This is a genomic window from Shinella sp. 1A1, assembly GCF_055379515.1.
Map to the genome: position 1 here is coordinate 1,739,090 of NZ_AP039672.1, position 17,078 is coordinate 1,756,167.

Consider the following 17,078-nt stretch of genomic DNA (forward strand, 5'->3'; position numbering starts at 1 on the left):
CTTGCTGAAACTGTTTTGACGCCTGGTCCTTCGGACAGGCGATGAGGAGACGTCTGCCATGACGCAACCCGCTTCCAATGTCATTCCCTTCCCGATCACGCGAACCCTGCCGGTGATGACGGCGCCGTCTTTGCAGGAGCGGGCGGCCGCGTTCACCGCTGCGGTCGAATCTGCTGGTGAGCACAGCGCCCTGTCTGAGGACTGCGCTGCGCATGTCGCCGCGGTCGTGCGCGCCTCGATCCGGTTTGCCCGCCGCAAGGGCGTTCGTCTCGATAGCCTGCCGCCGCAGTTGCGCGTCTGGCTGATCGATCTCTGCAATCAGGGTGACCCGACCTGCCGCATGATCCGCGACTGGCTTTCCGGAAACCGCCTGTTCTGTGCGTCCCTCGTGAAGGAGACTGTATGATGGACATGCTGACGGATCGGATGACGCGCTATCTCCTGAAGCGCCTTCGCCGCCGCGCCGTGCTGACGCTCTATGAGCGGGCGGGCGATGCGGGATTGCTGACGTCCGCCTTCATCGAGGGGGAGGAACGGAAAGGGACGATCTGGAAGGTGACCGATCAGGCCTGGCATTTGCTGACCGGCAATCCCGATCGGGATCGCGCGACCGTCGCGCGGATGATGGGCGTGGGCCGCGCTCCTCGTCAACGCGCCGACGAACCCATCACCTTTATCGTGCCGGATGAGGATGCGGTCGACGGAGTTGTGACGTTCGAATGCCGAACCGTGGGCGCATCGGAGGATCAGCCGAAGGGCAGGCGAAGGAAAGTCCAAAGGGTCAGCACAGCGGGTAGCCGAAGCGCTGGCACGCTGGATATCGACTTTCCCTATGTCACTGCGCTTCTTCGCGAGCATCTGCCGCCGCCAAATCCCGTCCGTGCGGCCGTTGCGCTGCTCGTTGCCCGCGCCGTCGGCGCCAGTCTGCCTGATATACAGACGCTGATCGAGGCGCTGCGTCCCGCAGCGCCGTTTGTCCTGTTGAAGGCGCCCGTGCCGCGCTTCGAGCTGTGCCTCGGCATGATGCTTGAGGATGGCTTGCTCCTGCCGTTCCGGGCGGCGCTCGAAGACGTGCTTCGTGATAATCCTCTGTCCGGCCGGTACAGGCAGCAGCAGTCCGCGGTGAATCGGCGCAAGCTGAAGACGCTTTCGGGTATCGCAGTCGAGAATACGGACGATCAGGACATCCGGAAGCAGTTTCGTCAGGCGCTCCTCGATGAGCCTGCGCCGATCCTCCTTGCCGACGAGACCCGTTCCGCCCTGACGCCGGTCGTCACCGAGACCGCCGATCTCGTCCTCGAATGTGGTGGGATCGATTATGAGATGCTCGCGGAGCTGCTGCATGTCTGCTGTGGCACTCCCCCGAAGCAAAGCCTGATCGCCATGGATGACATGGCGTTCGATCCGGAAAGCCTGACCCTCGACGACGTCGCGCTTGCAGTTCGTCCGGGGAGGGCGGTCGAGCAGACGCTGTCGGTGCTGGCCATGCTCGCCGAGCGCTCGGCGGCCGAGGAAGAGGAAGAGCGGGAGGGCAAGGATGAGCGAGGCCGGAAACAGCGGTCGGGAAAGGGGCGGGCCAGCGAGACGACGTCGCAAAGGAATGCCGGAAAGAAGAAGCCGCAGGATGTCGGTATCGAAGTGATCGAGCCGGTCACCCCGCCGGATAGCGACGCGGCCGCGGCTGATGCGGCGGGAACACCGTCACAGCAGGATCGTCTGCTGTCCGTCGAGACGCTTGCCGGTTACGGCCCGGCGCGTGACTGGGCGCTCAACCTCAAGGCTGATTTGCTGCTCTGGAAGCAGGGGAAACTGCGCTGGGACGAGATGACGACGAAGCTTCTGTTGTCGGGGCCGCCCGGAACCGGCAAGACGATCTTTGCCCGGGCGCTCTGCAACACGCTCGAGGTTCCCTTGCTGGCGACATCGGTCGCCCGCTGGCTCGAGCCCGGCTATCTCGGCGATGTGCTGACACGCATGTCGGCATCCTTCATCGTCGCCACGGAGCGCGCGCCGTCAATCCTGTTCATCGACGAGTTGGACAATATTGGCAGGCGGCAGGGCGCGGGCAGCAGAAACTACGACGACTACTGGGCGTCGCTGATCAACCGCATGCTCGAACTGCTGGACGGGGCTTCGAAGACGGAAGGCATCATCGTCGTCGGGGCCACCAACCTTCCGGAGAGGATCGATCCGGCGCTGTTGCGCTCCGGCCGGCTGGAAACCCACGTCCAGATTCCAATGCCCAACCTGGAGGCATTGGTGGGCATCCTCGGTCATCACCTCGGCTCCGATCTCCATGCGGTGCTCGCTTCCGCGCCTGTGGCGTACGCACCGCGACGTCTGCGCCCGCCGCCGCCCATAAATGGTAAGCCGCCAGTCCGGCATGAGCCGGATTACAAGCCGCAAGCAGAGAAAGGACGCCGTCATGACTGAAGCTGCCGATCATTCCCGGTCTCCGGGTAGCTTGCGTCCGCTCGCACTGCTGGCGCTTGGCCGGACGGGCGCCGATATCGAGCGTCTCGTTCGCGAAGTCAGGAGCAAGCTGCGGCGTGAAGGACGAGCGATGGTCTGGGACGATCTCGAAACGGCCCTGCGCGATGGACAGGCGGCGATGTCCGACGATCTGCGCCGGCGGGCAAGCGTGCATGAGGCGGGACATGCATTGGTCTACACGTTGACCGGCATTGCCGAGGTGCAGGCCGCGAGCATCGGTCTCCACGGCCTCGGTATGGTCGCAACCGTCGCGAACGATCGTTTGCCGCAGAACGAGACCTGGCTGATGAACGCGATGGCCGCGATCCTGGCGGGGCGGGCGGCGGAGCTGTTGCTGTTCGGCGAAACGCTTGCAGGGGCTGGCGGTGCAGATGAGAGCGATCTGGCGCGGGCGACGGACATGGCGCTGGCCGCGGAGACGCGGCTCGGCTTCTCCCGCCATCAACCGCTGCTCTACCGCCCGCCCAACGCGGCGATGAACGAGCTCGCCCTTGATCGCGACCTAGCCGAGCGGGTTCATGCACGGCTCCTTGCTGCCGAGGCCATTGCAAGGCAACTGCTGGAGGAGCATCGGAACCTGCACCGCGAGATCGCCACACGTCTGAGTGCAGTCGGGATCGTGTCGGGCGACGAACTGCGGGAAATGATCAACGCCGCAAAGTGCGAGGCTGGCTGACTCGAATACGTCGCCGACATGGTCGATCAACGTGCGGGGGCGGCATTGCGCCGTGTCCGCACGTCGTTCTGCATCAAGTCGATTTGCGCCGATCCGATGTGGGTTGCGGGCATGTTGAAACACATCATCTCAATTTACCCTGACGCGATTCCCGGCAGGAAATCCGCGTTGCCGGATTGGGAAACCGCGATTCAGTGGCAAACCCCGTTTGCAGGAAACGGCGTTTGCGGGCGAGGGGAAGCGCGGTCTGCAAACCTCGTTTGTCACTTGCATCGCCGCCGGCGAGGCTGGGTCTCCAACACAAGGAGACAAGCATATGGCCAGGAAATCGATACGACAGAGGAATGCCGAGCAGCGGGTTCGCCAGCAGAGGGTGAGGGACGATGCCCGGGAGAACAGGCGGCCGACGCGGGACGATATCGCCCGCACGTTATTGTGGCAGATGATCGTGACGGCGAAACAGAAGAAAAAACGCGACGAGATACTCGACAGGCTCTGCGACGAGATCGTCGCCGAACTGGTGCTCCAGGGCTTCGATATGTGCGAGAGCGAGGTCGTGTTCGAGGCGCTGGCGGAGAAGTACGAGCCCGACATAAGGCCCTTCCGTATCAAGCGATATCTGGAGGGGAAGGCTTGTACCCGCGGGGACCAGCAGTGATGCGCTGTCTGTCGGTGTCCAGGCCGCCTTCTAGGCGATTGATCCGGCATGCCCCCCGCATCCTCTCGGCAAACGATGTCGTCTAATATTCTGCGCTCTCTCCCCATTACTTCGCAAAACGACGTTTGCAAAAGGATGCGGGCGACCCCTTCATAAAAGGGTGAGGGTCATTCAATGATCTCGGAGGAGGAGGTCTCGTTTGCCGAGCCAAATGACTCGTATCATTGTCTCAGATTATTGGTGACGTTAGGCCTCTCGAAGAGTTGGGAGTTATCGCCAGTTTAGTCGCCAATTGGGGATTTAATATCGCGTAAATGATTGATAATGCAATCTTATCCATCATTATTGGAGTAAGACAAGCCGTGCGGTTATTACGCGTAACTCTGGCATAAACCGCACAATTGATCTAGAATGGCGGCATGGATTCGCCCGTCACCCCTCTCGTCACCTCGCCGGTATTCCCGGCCGCTTTGCCCAGCTGGACCCTGCCGCGCGGCCGGGAGCCGGACGCGCTTGCCGCCGCCTTCGCCGCCGGCATCGCCTTGAAATCGCTGGACGATTTTGTCCGCTCGGCACCCGTCTGGGCTGGCTGCTGGCGTTCTCGCCAGGCCCTGAAATGTGCTGCCGTCGCGGTCCGGCTGATGGGGCGCAGCGAGGACGAGCCCGCGTTGCGGGATGCGCTTTTGCTGACGGCCGCCGGCGACGACCCCGGCCCGGCCGGAAAGGTGTTTTTGGCCACCAAAAGGCTTTCCACCCGAATACCCGCCTTTTCCTCGAAGGCAGTGGGTGAGCTTGCCGATCTGTTGGGGCTGGCTTGGGATGACAGGCTGGCCGCGGCGGTCGATCATGCCGACGATGCGCTGCAATCCGGCCGTCCCGCGCCGTTCGCCGCGGCGGACCTGGTCACGGCCATCCATGCCGTGCGGCCGGATGCCGAACCGCTTGCCTGGATGCTGGCCGATCTGCTGATCGCCGCGCAGCTGAAATGGGATTGTGCCGTGCCGCTGCTGATGGCCGAGCGCTATGGCCCGGCCTTCAAGACGCTTGGGGGCAGGGGCCGCGTCCGTCCAGGCGAGCCGGCCTTTGCCCGCGCCGTCTGTCTTGCCCTCACCGAGGCGACAGGCGCGGCCCTGCGCACCGCCGGCGAGATCGCGCGGCGCGCCGAGACGCTGCGCGCTGCCGCGCCAAAGGTCCGCACCAAGGGCGCCGGCGCCGTCATTCAGGCGCTGCTCGACGCGGATGCCGTGGCGGCCGCAGCCCCCGGCAGCAATCTCTCGCGCTGGGCGGCGACCCGGCTGTTCGACCGGCTGGAAGGCTTTGGCGCCGTGCGCGAACTGTCCGGCCGCAGCGCGTTCCGGATCTATGGGCTGTGACGATGGCGGAACCGGACGCAGCCAAACCACCGCATGGCAAAAAGCGCACTGCGCAAGCGAAGGCCGGAGATGAACCTCTCTTTGATCGGGAGCTGGCGGATCTGCCGCCGGAGCTGCGCTGGCGCGAATGGATGCAGCGCGTCGAGGCGGTGATTTTTGCCGCGGCCGAGCCGGTCGGTCGCGAGACGCTGGCGCGTGTCGTCGGCAAGGACTGCAGCATCGACCTGTTGATCGACGACCTGCAGGACGAACTCCGTGGCCGGCCCTATGAGATCGTCTTCGTCGCCGGCGGCTGGCAGCACCGAACGCGTTCGCGTTTCGCCGCTTCGATCCGGGCGTCGCAGGCTTCGACGCGCGGGGCGGGGCCAGCGCTGTCCGACTTCGAGGCCATGGTGCTGATGGCGATTGCGTATTTCCAGCCGATCACCCGCGGCGATCTGTCGAAGATTTTTGGCAAGGAGGTCAGCCGCGACACGATCGCCAGCCTCCGCAATGCCAACTTCCTCGCCTCAGGCCCTCGCAGCCCGACGCCGGGTGCACCCTATACCTATGTCACGACGAAGCAGTTCCTGTCAGCCTTCGGCATGCGGACGTTGCGCGATCTGCCGGATATCGAGGCGCTCGAGGATGCGGGGTTGCTTGGTCGGAAGGAAATCGTCGAAGAAATTAAGCCGGAGACCGACTTGAGGGCTTAGCGGGATTTGTGGATTGCCCATCGTTTCACGATAGACCAACCGAGGGTTGATACATAAAGTGGGTGGGTGGATGGGGGACGCTGAATGCCATCATTAAAATCAAATCTCGTCAAAAGAATTGATCGGCTACCTAAGCCCGGCAACGCAGCTGATGCTATGCAACCTCTTTTTGAGGCGGTGAGCAATTCGATTCACAGTACACAGGACCGATTCAAGGAAAACGTCGCGGCCAAGGGTAGGATCGTCGTCGCGCTGACCATGGCCCGTCGCCAAGCGCCAGCTAAGATCGTCGTCGAGGACAATGGTGTTGGGCTCGACGGTAAAAACTATGAAGCGTTCACTACAACTGACACCGATAACAAGATCGCCCGAGGGGGCAAAGGCGTCGGAAGGTTGCTGTGGCTGGATTGCTTTGAGGTGATCAGGGTCGCGAGCACGTCCGACGAAAATGGTCAGGCAAAGCGCCGAAAATTCCGTTTCGTATTATCGCAGTCGGATCAAATTCAGGATTATGAGGAAAGCGATGTCAGCGACGGCACACTTGAGCCTGGCGTAACAGTCGAGTTCAGCGGGCTGCGCGATAATGGCTATCGGGCGAAGTTTCCCGGTCGGCCGGCGTACGTGTTCCAGCACTTCACGTCACATTTTCTACCGACTTTTATAGGAAAACGTTCCCCTCGCATCACCGTTCATTGCGGAGATGAGACCCGTCACTACCCTGAAGAGATCAATTCAATCATTCACCGACGGGAGACCATCGAGAATATTACGACTGTTGAATACGGCGCGCTGGCTCTAACACTCATGGAATGCGATAAGGTCGCGAGCGCGGATCTGCAAGGATCGCATTTCGTTCATTTCATTGCGCACGACCGCACGGTCCACTCCCAGAAGATCGACAGCAAGCTCGGTCTCAAATATTTCGGACCGAATGAGGATCGGGTGTTTCACGCGGTGCTGACCGGCAAATTTCTGGACGACAATGTCAATCAAGAGCGCACAAAATTCCAGTTCGAAGATGCGATCCTCGATCGGATCGTAAATGACGTTTGCACGCCGCACATCGAGCGGTTTCTTGCAGGGCCATTGCAGGCGCTCCGACAGGATCAGCGAACTAGGGTCAAGGCAATCACCGAGTCCTACCCGTCTGTCGCATTCGGTGACATCGATGAACTGCAGGAAAAGCTTCCTTCTGGCGAACTGAACGACGACGCCATCTTCGGTCACCTGTCCCGAGAACGCTATCGGCGAGATCAGCGTCAGGCTGAGAAAATCCGCGCCGTGCTTGAGCGACTGAAGGAGCCATCGGTGGATGTCAGCACTTTCGCCAGTGCGATTGAGGCCGCGGGCAAGGCAATCGAAGAGGCCGAGCAGAAGAGCCTCACCGAATACATCGTGCGCCGGAAGGTGGTACTCGATTTCATCGAGATTTTGCTCGAGAAAGTCCGAGACGATACGCGCGACAGCAGCTATCAGCGAGAAGATATTCTCCACTCTTTCATCTGCCCTCTACGGGTAAACACCCTCGCTGATGGCGGCCGCAAGGTCGTGCCCGCCGCATCGCATGACCTATGGATCATCGACGAGAGATTGACGTTCGCCCAATATTTTAGTTCCGACGAAGAATTTCAACATCTCTCAGACGCCGTGGCCAGTGAAGAGCGTCCGGACGTTTTGATTTTCGACCATGTGCATGGACTTCGTCAGACGGACGATCCATCCAGGGTTTTGCTTGTCGAGTTTAAGCGGCCCGGTCGCACGGGCTATGCTGCGGATGAGAACCCCCAACACCAGGTCGAGCGCTATGTTCGACGGTTGCTGGAAGGCGGAAAGTTCGACGTCAAGGGGCGTCCCATAAAGCTGAAAGACGACACCGTCTTCTACTGTTTCATCGTTGCGGACATTGTCGGTAAGATGGACGAGTGGACATATTCCTGGGATCGGACCGCTGACGGGCGGGGCCGTTTTTATCAACCCCGGTCAGGGTTCAAGGGATCCATCGAACTGATAGCATGGGACACGCTTGTCAGCGATGCTAGGGAGCGAAATCAGGCCTTCTTCGACCGTGCAGGTATTTCGGGAAAGAGCTTCTTTGTTGAAGCGCAAGAGACTGCGCATCAGCGCTTGCGGGCCGAGGATCATCGGGCAGCCGAGACTCTTGCGGCCACCGAATCGGCCACAGTGTGATCGCGTTGGGGAGTTTTGAATGCCAGCCTTCGATGCAGCCGAAATCAGGGGGGGCATTGCCGAAGGAGGGATGGCAGGGTTCACCATCGACACAAACATCGTTGACGGGCTCAACACCAATGGCAACCTCGACAATCGCATCCTGTTGAGCATTGGGAACCTGAAAACCAAGAAGGTCACGGCCATCCTATCGGATGTTGTGGCGAAGGAGATCCTCGAGCACATGACGCGGGTCCACGCAGCAGCCCATGATCAGCTTGAATCTGGGTTGAGGGCCTACAGCAGGATCTGGAAAGAGCACGCGGGTATCGCAGAGGAGCTTGCTGCCAAGTTGCCTCGATCCGAGGCGATCGCGGCCCATGCCGACGAGCTCCTTAGAGGATTTTGCGACAAGATGGGTATCTCGGTCATCTCCTCAACGGATGTCATCGGAGTGGCCGAACTGATGGAGCGCTATTTTGCGAACCAGCCACCTTTCGCCGGAGCCGACAAAAAACATGAATTCCCCGATGCGGTGGCGCTCGCTGGTTTAGATAGATGGTCGCAGAAGCACGGCGTTGTTCTATGTGTGAGCAAAGATAAGGGGTGGGCCGGCTATTGCGAGAACAGCGAGTATCTGTATTGCGCGAACGATCTCGGAAAAGCTCTAGCGCTGTTTCACGAGGATGAAGCGATCGTCGCAAAGTGGCTTGCTTCCCTTGCTGCAGAGCCAGACGGCGACGCTGCTATCGTGATCCTCGCCGCAATCCAGCGCGAACTCGATGACCTTGACTTTGAGGTCGAAGCATCTGCGTTCATGGAGTGGGAGGCGGAAGTTGAGGAAGCGGTTGTAGAGTCGGTTGCGTACGCCGGAGGCCAGGAGCAGCGCATCGTCTCATCAGACGCGCAGTCCGTCACTTTTCTGATCTCAGTCATTGCGAAACTGAGAATCCAGGCTGCTTTCAATTTCTCCATTCACGACAGCATCGACGACGACTACGTTTCACTTGGCGGCTCAGTGGAGGAAGTCGCAATGGAACACCGTTTCCAGTTGACCGTGACCATCAGTGGGAAGGGTGGCGACGATATCGAAATCGACGACGCCATCGTGAATCCCGCAACGAGGGTGCGGTCAGTTGATTTTGGCCATGTTGAGCCATTCTACGAGCCAGAGCCTGACTGAAAGCCAAGTCCACGTAGGTGAAAGAAATTGCGAGCGGAAATGAGGCTTTTGAGCGGACGCCAGTGGTAACGTACCAATTCGCATGACGATGCCCGGAACAAGCGATATTTGCCGTCATGGGTGGAAAGCCCTATATTGTGTGAATAGGAGATCGACGATGCTTTTGAAGAAGTACGAGGAGAACAAGGAAGCCCTGAAGCAGATCGGTCGCGAAGCAATTGCCGAGCGCCGTCGTCTGGGCCTGCCGATCTCCGCGCGGGATCTCGAAAACGAGGCCAAGGATCGCGCCGAACACATCGGGGAAGTCCGTGTTCATGCTGCCATGAGGCAGTAACAGCTTGCAACCATCTTGCATCATTCTCGGCGGTCCGAACGGATCCGGCAAGTCCTCGGCGTATGCGAAGTTGCAGCTCGAGGGCGTGTGGATCAATGCCGATGAAATGGCGAAAGAGCTGACCGGGACCAGTGACGGCCGAGCGGCTGCGATGGCAGCGGGGAGGGCGGCGCTCCGAAAGATCCGGGAGATGATAGATACCCGGCAATCCTTCATCTTCGAGACGACACTGAGCAGCCAGCAGTCCATCAACATGATGAGGGATGCCAAGGCGGCTGGGTTTACGGTCGGTCTCTATTACACCGCTCTCGATTCCGTCGAGAGGAACATCGAGCGCGTCAGGCAGCGTGTCGAAGTTGGCGGCCACGACATTCCCGTGGGCGATATACGCAGACGATATGCCGGATCCTTAGCGAAGCTTTCGACGGCGCTGGAACTGGCCGACGAGGCTCTGCTGATCGACAACAGCGGCATCGAACCTCGGGAGGTCTTCCGGATCGAGGCCGGGGAGGTGGTGGCCTTCGATACCGACGAGCGGAATGAGCTGCATCGCTACATGATGCGCAGCGTTTGCCTGGCACTCGGTGTCACGCAATGGGGGGGCGACTTCAGGAAGATTCGCTGAATAGGAAAAGGCTGCACCCGGAAGCCAGCCTGTTAGATGCGGCGCAACATTCCGACGTCGCGCCCGCGAAATCGATGAACTGGCTCCTTGAAGGCTTGCCGTCAGGGAAATCTATCGGGCGTGGGGTCCGTCTCAACGCGAAGATGATGGCCGCCGGCGGCCATCAACATAAGGGCATTTGCTGATCCGGAATCGGGTGACTCCGGTAGCTGAGAATTGAAGGGGGGCGTAATGAGTTGGGAATTGCCGTCGTTCATCGCTGCTAAGGCCATGCTGAACGTCGAGATCAATGGAGTGCTTTACCCCTTCACGGAGGTGCCGACGCGGGTGAGGGCGTTCTGCCGACCTCTGCTGTTCTATCGACAGGACTGCCCCTACGATCTTGCATATTCCGGCTCCTCCCTTCTATTTCGGGTCGGATCGCACAACTTCCAGCTTTCGACGAAACACCAGTTTCGAATGAAAGATCAGCCGGACTTTAAGCCCGCCGACTCCTGCCTCCTAGTAGAGGACAAGGGCAAGCACATCGCCCTGACACCAAATGGCGCGAGCCGGATTGTCCTCGATCCGCTGAGCGACGATTTCCTGCCGCAGGACATCTCGCTTCAGGAATATGACCAGACCCGGAATGGTCGTGATCTGAATCCGTCGTTCCTCAAACTCCCGTTCCTCGACATGAAAACGTTCGCGGATGTGGATCGAAGCTCGATCCTGCTGGTCTTCTCAATCGGCTACCCGACCTCGGCTCAGGGCTACGACATCAGCCTCAACGAAGACTGCGAGGTGAAGGATGTGAGTGTCGTTTCGCGCTTCTTGCCCATTTACCTCGACCCGAAATCCGTGGGTCAGAGCTGCGAGGACAGCCGGGATCATATTTCGGTGCTTGAGCCATATCGGAATAAGATCGGGAACGCGGATGGTTGGAGCGGAGCACCGATATTCTTCATCTGGCGATCTGCAGGAGATGTGGGCCACCTCGGGTTCGGCGGTATGATAACCCATGGCGGCAATGAAGGCATGTTCCTGATTTACCGCGGCAACGACATCCAGACCGTCGTGAGCAAGGTGCTGCAGACGAAAGCTAAATCTGCTTGATCCGGAAGGCGAATGATTAGGTTCACTGATCCTCAGCAAGCTGTCCTTGCCGACCGCTGTATTCGTCCGCTATGCTTTGCAGCTCCAGGCGACGAATTCTATGGCATGGATGTGATCGACATCACCCCGCATGAGGGCACCACTGTCCGCCGGATGCAGTACGGCCTTCAGGGGAGTGCGGTCCTCTTCACGTACCGCGCAGGATACTACGCCGTCTTCACCCGGCATCAGATTGCGACCGTAGCAAATGAAACCCCTGAGGCTTTCAAAGAGCGGATGAGCTACCTGATTGTTCTTATGAACGATGGAACCGACAGCACCAACATTCCTTTCCACGATTTCCTATTTGCCCCTGATTTGGACCGGGAGGATGTGTCCGACTATGTGATCGGTGTTGTCTACGAGGCAATGCTTCTTCCCTATTCCCGAGGACAGTTTTTCCCGGTCATCCGTCAGCCAGTTGGTAGGTTTGGTGAGCCAGCCATGGCGGCCGGGTTTCCCAGTCATCGGCAACAGATGCTCATGGAGAAGGACGGTCTTCGCCTTCAGCCTGTATGCAAGTCGGGCGCTGTCGAATCCAGGAGTACCTCCGGCGTGATCCGGTATCCCGAAGATGGAGAGCCTCTGGACGGCATCAGTGGCGGGGCTGTCTTCGTCCCGCGGATTCTAGGACCAGATCCGATATTCGGAATGTTCATTGACGGCATCATCCAGCGGAGAGGTGGGAGCTACGTCCGATACCTTGGAATTGAGACCATTCTGAACCGGATCGACGGCTACCTGTCGGGCACGGATTCTGTGTTGCGGTAAGGAAGCATGCCTGCTCATTTCTTCGGCGTTCGACTGCGATCGCATCTCGATCTCGACCGATAAATCAAGCACGCAGAGTCTTCGACCGACCGATCGCGGCGCGAACAGCGTGGTCAGGCCATCTCCTTCCATCGGCGCGCCAATCACAAATCGGCCAAAGCGGTACTCCCGAATCCGGTCAAATGCGAAACGCTCCAGGCTAAAGCGGGATAGCCAAAACTCAATTCAAGGAGCTTGACGCACGGGTGTAGCGCCTGCCGACAATAAGGTCCGGTCGGTCAAGTTCGGGAGCGATCTTAGACGTCGTGAATATGATCTGGTGGGGGACAGTCGATTGCCCGGAGAGCGCCACGATTAACCGCTGAAAGTTCCACGAGCGCTCCTCCACCATCCCCTTGTCTTCGATGTTGTCGAAGAGCATCCAGCGAGGGAGCTTGAATTGCTTGTCTATCAGGGAGCTTGCGAGCAGCCCTAAAGCAAAGCTGTTCTTCAAGATCACCATGCCGCTAGCGCTGCCCCCACGGTTCTTTTCGCCGTTTATGGCGATCCAGTCATCAGCGAATGAAAACGAAACATGTTGGACGTCTCCGAAGTCGCTATGTTCCTGTAGATCTTGATCCAGCAAGGCTTTGGTTTGGTTTGAGACCAGGGTGTTTGCTAAATGCTTACGCTTGTTCTGGGCACGTTGAATTGCCTCGATCTCGCCTTTCAATTTCGTGATCCGGCTGTTGAGGTCCTCCTTGGCCTCTGATGCTGCCTCGATCCGTCGCGAAAGCTCTAGCCTCTTCTGCAGTCCCTCAAGCTGGCTGTCGATGAAGCCTATCTTTCGGCTCAACTCGGCGATCGCTGTTTCTCGCCCGGTGACCGCCCCTGCCTGATCGAGCTCAACAGCCGCCGCTGCTCGACGAAGTGTCTGCCGGTTGATTCGCAATGCAGCGCGCTTGGCGGAAAGCTCCATCTCCCGATCTCTCTGAAGAGCCTCGGATTCCTTAAGCTGCATCTCGAGGTCTAGTCGAACGGCGAGGGTCCGGGAATCCTCTTCTCCGTCGGTGCGCTTTGTATCGCAGAGGTGGCAGTGACCGATTGCCTTGGGTTCCACCGGCGCAAAACAGGACGGGCAGAATTCGAACGAGAGGTGCCCGAGCGAGGCGAAAGTTAGAGCGGCGTCGTCGAAGTCCGCAATAGAGTGCTTCAAATGCTTTATGAATTCCTCGGAGTCGGCTATTTCATACTCAAGCGTTTCAATTTCACTCTCCAGTGTGGAGACGTTTCGACGCGCGATGCCGTACTCGCGCACATTTCGCGCCCGAACCGCTTTAACCTTGTCCTGGTCGCCGGAGTCGTCCTGGGCCGTGGTAAGAGATGCGATGGAACCTAGCAGGTTGGTTCGTTCTTCGGTCATCTGCCCGATCGCAGACGTGATATGCTCCACAAGGACATTCTCGCCGTATCCAGTGGCGATGGCCATTAAGTTTTTGAAATTTGTGACCGCGTCCTTGTACTTTTGCTCGGTCTCTCTCAGAGCAATCTGTTTGTCGAAGAGATCGTAGCCGCCAACGCCGAGGAGAAGGTCGCCGATGACTTGTCGTGTTTGCCACGTGTCGAAGTTCTCGACGCGAAAAATGCGCTGCACCGGCGTAAGCTGATCCACGTAAAGTAACCGAAGGATCTGATGCATCGTTATGTTGCTGGCGCCGTCGCTTATCGATTCCGGCAGGCCGATAGCCTTGAACAGAACCTGGCTGAAGCTGTAGCCATGTTCCGGGCGACGGTAAGGAAGATGCTGCCAACTCTCTGAAGCGGCTTCAAGTGCGGTAGCCAGCGATCCGAAAAAGATCGACATTGGCCGAAGAGAATCCGTCGAAAGGTCGCGTTTTAGCGTCAGCGTGCCTGAAGGAGTAGCAATTTGTAGATAAACACTCTCCGCCCGTGACGCCGACTCCTTCCACTCTCGCAAATCCCCTCCAAGACCGAAGAAGATGAAGTCGGCCAGCGTTGACTTTCCGGATCCGTTCGATCCATGGATGATGTTAACGCCCGGATGGAATGGCTCGTCGTAAAGTACGCCCGCCCCTCGCGATACCAACATTCGTTCAATCTGAAGCGACGCGATCATGTTACCGGTCCCCGCGAGGGAAGCCCGGCCCGCCGAACGAGTCCTTGGCTGCCGGCCATTGGCAGCGAGCAGAGATCTTCAACGAGGAACCGGAGCAATGGTTCGGCGTTGCGATTCTGTGAGATAGCATGCTCGATCAATTTTTCGGGCGCTTGGGAGCGGTCAAGGGAGGCGTTTCGGTCGAGCAATTCTTCTCGCTTCAACAGGCCCAGACCTGCCAGTCGCTTTATGGCGGTGAGTTGGTAAATTTGCAGATCCTGCCAGACCGAAGCAGTGCCGGGGAGACGGACGAAGGACTTGCTTGGGGCATCGATCTGCAATCCGCGGAGCTTTTCGCGGAGATCGGCCGTCAACGTAAGTCGGTGCAGCAAGGAAGGGAACATGAGAAACATGTCGAGGATTCGGAGCTGTTCAAGTGGTATCGGACCGCCTTTCGCCTCAAGCAGGCGTATCATGCGGAAAATGCAGTGATACGGGTCGCGTGCGGCATACCAGACGCGGTAACTAGACATTGTCCCACGCTACATGGCAATTGCCTGCGAGATAGTAAAGGGCACCATCGACAAGTCCTGCGGTCATAGCTTCCCCATCCGATTCTAGTGCTGCGCAGGGGGAGATCACCTCGTTTTGTATGACTATGTCGATCGCCTCGATACAGCCTCCAGCCGCGATGGCACGCGCAACATGGCGATTGAAACGGCTTTCGACCTCCGACATTAACCGGGCATAGCGCGTAACGGCAGAGGACTGGGCTATGTTTCGTCGCAGGGCCATGTTGAAGCGCTCCTTCTTGCGTTTCGCATCACGGATCGCGTACTCCCTGCCTGCGTCTGCCAGTTTTTGAGCGAGGTCGCGGCGGTCATCTTCCGCGACTGTGGTGAAATACTCGAAATCATGCAAGATGTCGGGCGAGACGCCTTCGATTGCGTCCGATTGCGTACTTGCGTCCGTAAGCGTCTCCCCTGCGTTTTTTTCGCTGTGCGTGGCCGATTGTTCGCCGTCGCTCGAAGCCGAAGAAATGCTTTTCAGGAGTTTGCGGACGAGTGCGCATATCGATTTGAAGACCGGTGCCTCCTGGCTTTCCGGCTTGCAAATCTCGAAGTGATTGGCCTGGACGGCGATGGGCTCGCTCCCAAGCACCCCAGGATTGGCGGTGACCTTGTCGACGATGAAAACGCCACCGAACTTTTCCGTCTCGTAATAGGAGCGCACTTCCATCGACTGAATGTTGGCTCTGGAACGGAAGGACTCATTGAGATCGAGGAGAGCGTCCTCGCCATAGACTAACTGCTTGGATTGCTTGCTCAAGAAGCGGCGAAGGATGGTATCGACCGCCGAAGCCAGCGACGATCCTTGGTGCGGTGTGCCCAGAAAGGCAAGGCCGACGATGGAGCGGCCGAGATCCCTATATTCCGAGTTGGCAGATTCGGCGCAGCGGCGCAGCATCTGCTTGACGATGAGGCCGCCAAGGCTGTGAGAGATAAACAACGTTCGGCGCGCGAATTCCTCTCGGCTTACCAGTGCGTCTGCCAATGTCGTCGCTAAATCCTGGAATGAGGCGCCTTCTCCGGTTAGCGCACCCGCCAGCTTGGTGGAATCGAATCCAAAGCAAAGCACCCGGCACTTTGGAAATTTTGCGGCGAGCCACCGTGGCCAGAAGGTCTTTGGTTCCGTCTGCCACGTGCTCAACTGGTCGCCGCCGAGACCATGGACGAAGACGATATCGAGCACAGACGATCCCGTCGCCCCGGACATGCCATCCGGAAAAATTTCAGCTATGCCCTCGGTCATTCAGCGCTCCCCAACGCTGAATGACTATCTCAGGTGCATGTGGTCATGCAAGGCCTATTTGGGATTGTACACGCTTGTTTGCATTATATTTTCGGTCGATCGGGGTGTATGTGATGTGCGCTTTCGAACACACAACTCACTGCGTCTAGTGGCAACCTATGCAAAGCTCGCCGCCGCCGCAATGTGTACCCGTATATGCCGATAGCCGAACTGACGTGACCCGTGCTCTTAAGAAGCTTCATGAGGGGGAGTGAGCTTGGTAATCTGGTTTCTGGGGCCTTTGTAACAAAAGGGGTCGTCGGTTCGAGTCCGTTCAAGAGCTTATCAGCGACAGCATCGAATGGCACTTGGGGATGCGCTTCACAGCTCCGTGAGCCGCTGTGCCTGCGCCTTGATCGCAGCAATTGAAAGAAGCTGATGCGTAAGGCCGGGAAACGCGGCCGGGAAGCGCTCGTCTAGGGCGGCGGTCCCGACCGTGAAGCCGGCGGCCTTGCCGCTGATGACCGCATGAATGCGCTCCGGCCGGTCGATCGAGCCGGCGACGATAACCGGTTTTCCGACAGCCTCGCAGACCGCCCGGATCAGTTCGGGAACATCGACCGCGGCGCGGTAGGCGAGCAGGTCCAAGCCATGCACGCCCTCTCGTGCGGCCAGCATCCGGGCGCTTGCGACGATATCCTCGGGCGTGCCTTCGAGGATGCTCGGATGGCCGGTGATCCGGCCGGGGAAGGGATAGTAACGGATGCCCGTACCTTTGATCAGGGGCAGCACGTCGTCGACATGGGTGCCGCCAAGTAGGTAATCGACGCCGAGGCGGAATGCGGAGCGAACGGAGGAAAGCTCGCTTTCGCGGTCGAGCGAGACGACTTCGAGATAACTCGTTGCTCCTGCCGTTTTGATCGCGCGCTGCAGGGCGGCGAGAGCCTCGAAAGGCAGGCCGATATCCTTGAAGCCGATATGGCGCACACCGGCGGCGATGACGGCGGGGAGCTGTTCCAGCGCATCGGGAATGGTGCGGTCGTTGCTGGTCAGCATGAAGATGAAGGCGGGATGGGCCATGTCG

General features: G+C 59.0%; 16 protein-coding genes. 12 read left to right on the plus strand and 4 right to left on the minus strand.

Annotation, left to right across the window (positions count from 1 at the left end):
- The first annotated feature begins 58 nt into the window (after positions 1-58).
- The 12 genes from ACZ48C_RS24875 (at position 59) to ACZ48C_RS24930 (ending at position 12,108) form a co-directional block, all read left to right on the plus strand.
- Entirely contained in the window at positions 59-406 is a 348-nt protein-coding gene (locus tag ACZ48C_RS24875; RefSeq protein WP_119254555.1) for a hypothetical protein, read from the plus strand.
- Entirely contained in the window at positions 403-2,433 is a 2,031-nt protein-coding gene (locus tag ACZ48C_RS24880; RefSeq protein ID WP_464783321.1) for an ATP-binding protein, read from the plus strand. The genes ACZ48C_RS24875 and ACZ48C_RS24880 overlap by 4 nt, the downstream gene beginning before the upstream one ends.
- Positions 2,426-3,169 carry an ATP-dependent metallopeptidase FtsH/Yme1/Tma family protein gene (locus tag ACZ48C_RS24885; RefSeq protein WP_464783322.1) on the plus strand — a complete coding sequence of 248 codons (744 nt, stop codon included), beginning with the start codon at positions 2,426-2,428 and terminating at the stop codon, positions 3,167-3,169. The genes ACZ48C_RS24880 and ACZ48C_RS24885 overlap by 8 nt, the downstream gene beginning before the upstream one ends.
- A 316-nt stretch (positions 3,170-3,485) precedes the next feature.
- The gene (locus ACZ48C_RS24890; protein ID WP_162911176.1) at positions 3,486-3,827 is read left to right on the plus strand and encodes a hypothetical protein; all 342 of its coding nucleotides are present in this window, start codon (positions 3,486-3,488) and stop codon (positions 3,825-3,827) included.
- Between the two features lie 419 nt (positions 3,828-4,246).
- The gene (locus tag ACZ48C_RS24895; protein ID WP_464783323.1) at positions 4,247-5,200 is read left to right on the plus strand and encodes a DUF1403 family protein; all 954 of its coding nucleotides are present in this window, start codon (positions 4,247-4,249) and stop codon (positions 5,198-5,200) included.
- Between the two features lie 2 nt (positions 5,201-5,202).
- Positions 5,203-5,895 carry an SMC-Scp complex subunit ScpB gene (gene scpB, locus ACZ48C_RS24900; protein WP_464783324.1) on the plus strand — a complete coding sequence of 231 codons (693 nt, stop codon included), beginning with the start codon at positions 5,203-5,205 and terminating at the stop codon, positions 5,893-5,895.
- Between the two features lie 84 nt (positions 5,896-5,979).
- Positions 5,980-8,082, plus strand: a complete 2,103-nt coding sequence (locus ACZ48C_RS24905) for an ATP-binding protein (RefSeq protein WP_464783325.1) — start codon at positions 5,980-5,982, stop codon at positions 8,080-8,082.
- Between the two features lie 19 nt (positions 8,083-8,101).
- Positions 8,102-9,244, plus strand: a complete 1,143-nt coding sequence (locus tag ACZ48C_RS24910) for a PIN domain-containing protein (protein WP_464783326.1) — start codon at positions 8,102-8,104, stop codon at positions 9,242-9,244.
- 157 nt (positions 9,245-9,401) lie between these two features.
- Positions 9,402-9,578 (plus strand): hypothetical protein, encoded by a 177-nt coding sequence (locus ACZ48C_RS24915; protein ID WP_464783327.1) that lies wholly within the window; start codon positions 9,402-9,404, stop codon positions 9,576-9,578.
- Positions 9,579-9,582: 4 nt separating this feature from the next.
- Positions 9,583-10,203 (plus strand): zeta toxin family protein, encoded by a 621-nt coding sequence (locus tag ACZ48C_RS24920; RefSeq protein ID WP_464783328.1) that lies wholly within the window; start codon positions 9,583-9,585, stop codon positions 10,201-10,203.
- Between the two features lie 231 nt (positions 10,204-10,434).
- Positions 10,435-11,298 carry a hypothetical protein gene (locus ACZ48C_RS24925; protein WP_464783329.1) on the plus strand — a complete coding sequence of 288 codons (864 nt, stop codon included), beginning with the start codon at positions 10,435-10,437 and terminating at the stop codon, positions 11,296-11,298.
- 105 nt (positions 11,299-11,403) lie between these two features.
- Positions 11,404-12,108 (plus strand): hypothetical protein, encoded by a 705-nt coding sequence (locus ACZ48C_RS24930; protein ID WP_464783330.1) that lies wholly within the window; start codon positions 11,404-11,406, stop codon positions 12,106-12,108.
- A gap of 220 nt (positions 12,109-12,328) precedes the next feature.
- On the opposite strand, the gene ACZ48C_RS24935 is transcribed toward ACZ48C_RS24930, so the two are convergent.
- The 4 genes from ACZ48C_RS24935 to ACZ48C_RS24950 all read right to left on the minus strand — a co-directional run bounded on the left by ACZ48C_RS24935 (position 12,329) and on the right by ACZ48C_RS24950 (position 17,074).
- Complete coding sequence (locus tag ACZ48C_RS24935) at positions 12,329-14,224, minus strand: AAA family ATPase (RefSeq protein ID WP_464783331.1); 1,896 nt, start codon at positions 14,222-14,224, stop codon at positions 12,329-12,331.
- Positions 14,221-14,679, minus strand: coding sequence for an ABC-three component system middle component 5 (locus ACZ48C_RS24940; protein WP_464783332.1), 459 nt, complete (start codon positions 14,677-14,679; stop codon positions 14,221-14,223). Before ACZ48C_RS24940 ends, ACZ48C_RS24935 begins: the two co-directional genes overlap by 4 nt.
- A 49-nt stretch (positions 14,680-14,728) precedes the next feature.
- Positions 14,729-16,015 (minus strand): ABC-three component system protein, encoded by a 1,287-nt coding sequence (locus tag ACZ48C_RS24945; protein ID WP_464783333.1) that lies wholly within the window; start codon positions 16,013-16,015, stop codon positions 14,729-14,731.
- A 360-nt stretch (positions 16,016-16,375) separates the two neighbouring features.
- Positions 16,376-17,074 carry a 4-hydroxythreonine-4-phosphate dehydrogenase gene (locus ACZ48C_RS24950; RefSeq protein ID WP_464783334.1) on the minus strand — a complete coding sequence of 233 codons (699 nt, stop codon included), beginning with the start codon at positions 17,072-17,074 and terminating at the stop codon, positions 16,376-16,378.
- Positions 17,075-17,078 lie beyond the last annotated feature (4 nt).

Coding starts and splice junctions, on each gene's coding strand:
- ACZ48C_RS24930 (WP_464783330.1), top strand. CDS start 11,404: ATGGATGTGATCGACATCACCCCGCATGAGGGCACCACTGTCCGCCGG.
- ACZ48C_RS24935 (WP_464783331.1), bottom strand. CDS start 14,224: ATGATCGCGTCGCTTCAGATTGAACGAATGTTGGTATCGCGAGGGGCG.
- ACZ48C_RS24950 (WP_464783334.1), bottom strand. CDS start 17,074: ATGGCCCATCCCGCCTTCATCTTCATGCTGACCAGCAACGACCGCACC.
- ACZ48C_RS24890 (WP_162911176.1), top strand. CDS start 3,486: ATGGCCAGGAAATCGATACGACAGAGGAATGCCGAGCAGCGGGTTCGC.
- ACZ48C_RS24925 (WP_464783329.1), top strand. CDS start 10,435: ATGAGTTGGGAATTGCCGTCGTTCATCGCTGCTAAGGCCATGCTGAAC.
- ACZ48C_RS24945 (WP_464783333.1), bottom strand. CDS start 16,015: ATGACCGAGGGCATAGCTGAAATTTTTCCGGATGGCATGTCCGGGGCG.
- ACZ48C_RS24875 (WP_119254555.1), top strand. CDS start 59: ATGACGCAACCCGCTTCCAATGTCATTCCCTTCCCGATCACGCGAACC.
- ACZ48C_RS24880 (WP_464783321.1), top strand. CDS start 403: ATGATGGACATGCTGACGGATCGGATGACGCGCTATCTCCTGAAGCGC.
- ACZ48C_RS24915 (WP_464783327.1), top strand. CDS start 9,402: ATGCTTTTGAAGAAGTACGAGGAGAACAAGGAAGCCCTGAAGCAGATC.
- ACZ48C_RS24895 (WP_464783323.1), top strand. CDS start 4,247: ATGGATTCGCCCGTCACCCCTCTCGTCACCTCGCCGGTATTCCCGGCC.
- scpB (WP_464783324.1), top strand. CDS start 5,203: ATGGCGGAACCGGACGCAGCCAAACCACCGCATGGCAAAAAGCGCACT.
- ACZ48C_RS24910 (WP_464783326.1), top strand. CDS start 8,102: ATGCCAGCCTTCGATGCAGCCGAAATCAGGGGGGGCATTGCCGAAGGA.
- ACZ48C_RS24885 (WP_464783322.1), top strand. CDS start 2,426: ATGACTGAAGCTGCCGATCATTCCCGGTCTCCGGGTAGCTTGCGTCCG.
- ACZ48C_RS24905 (WP_464783325.1), top strand. CDS start 5,980: ATGCCATCATTAAAATCAAATCTCGTCAAAAGAATTGATCGGCTACCT.
- ACZ48C_RS24940 (WP_464783332.1), bottom strand. CDS start 14,679: ATGATACGCCTGCTTGAGGCGAAAGGCGGTCCGATACCACTTGAACAG.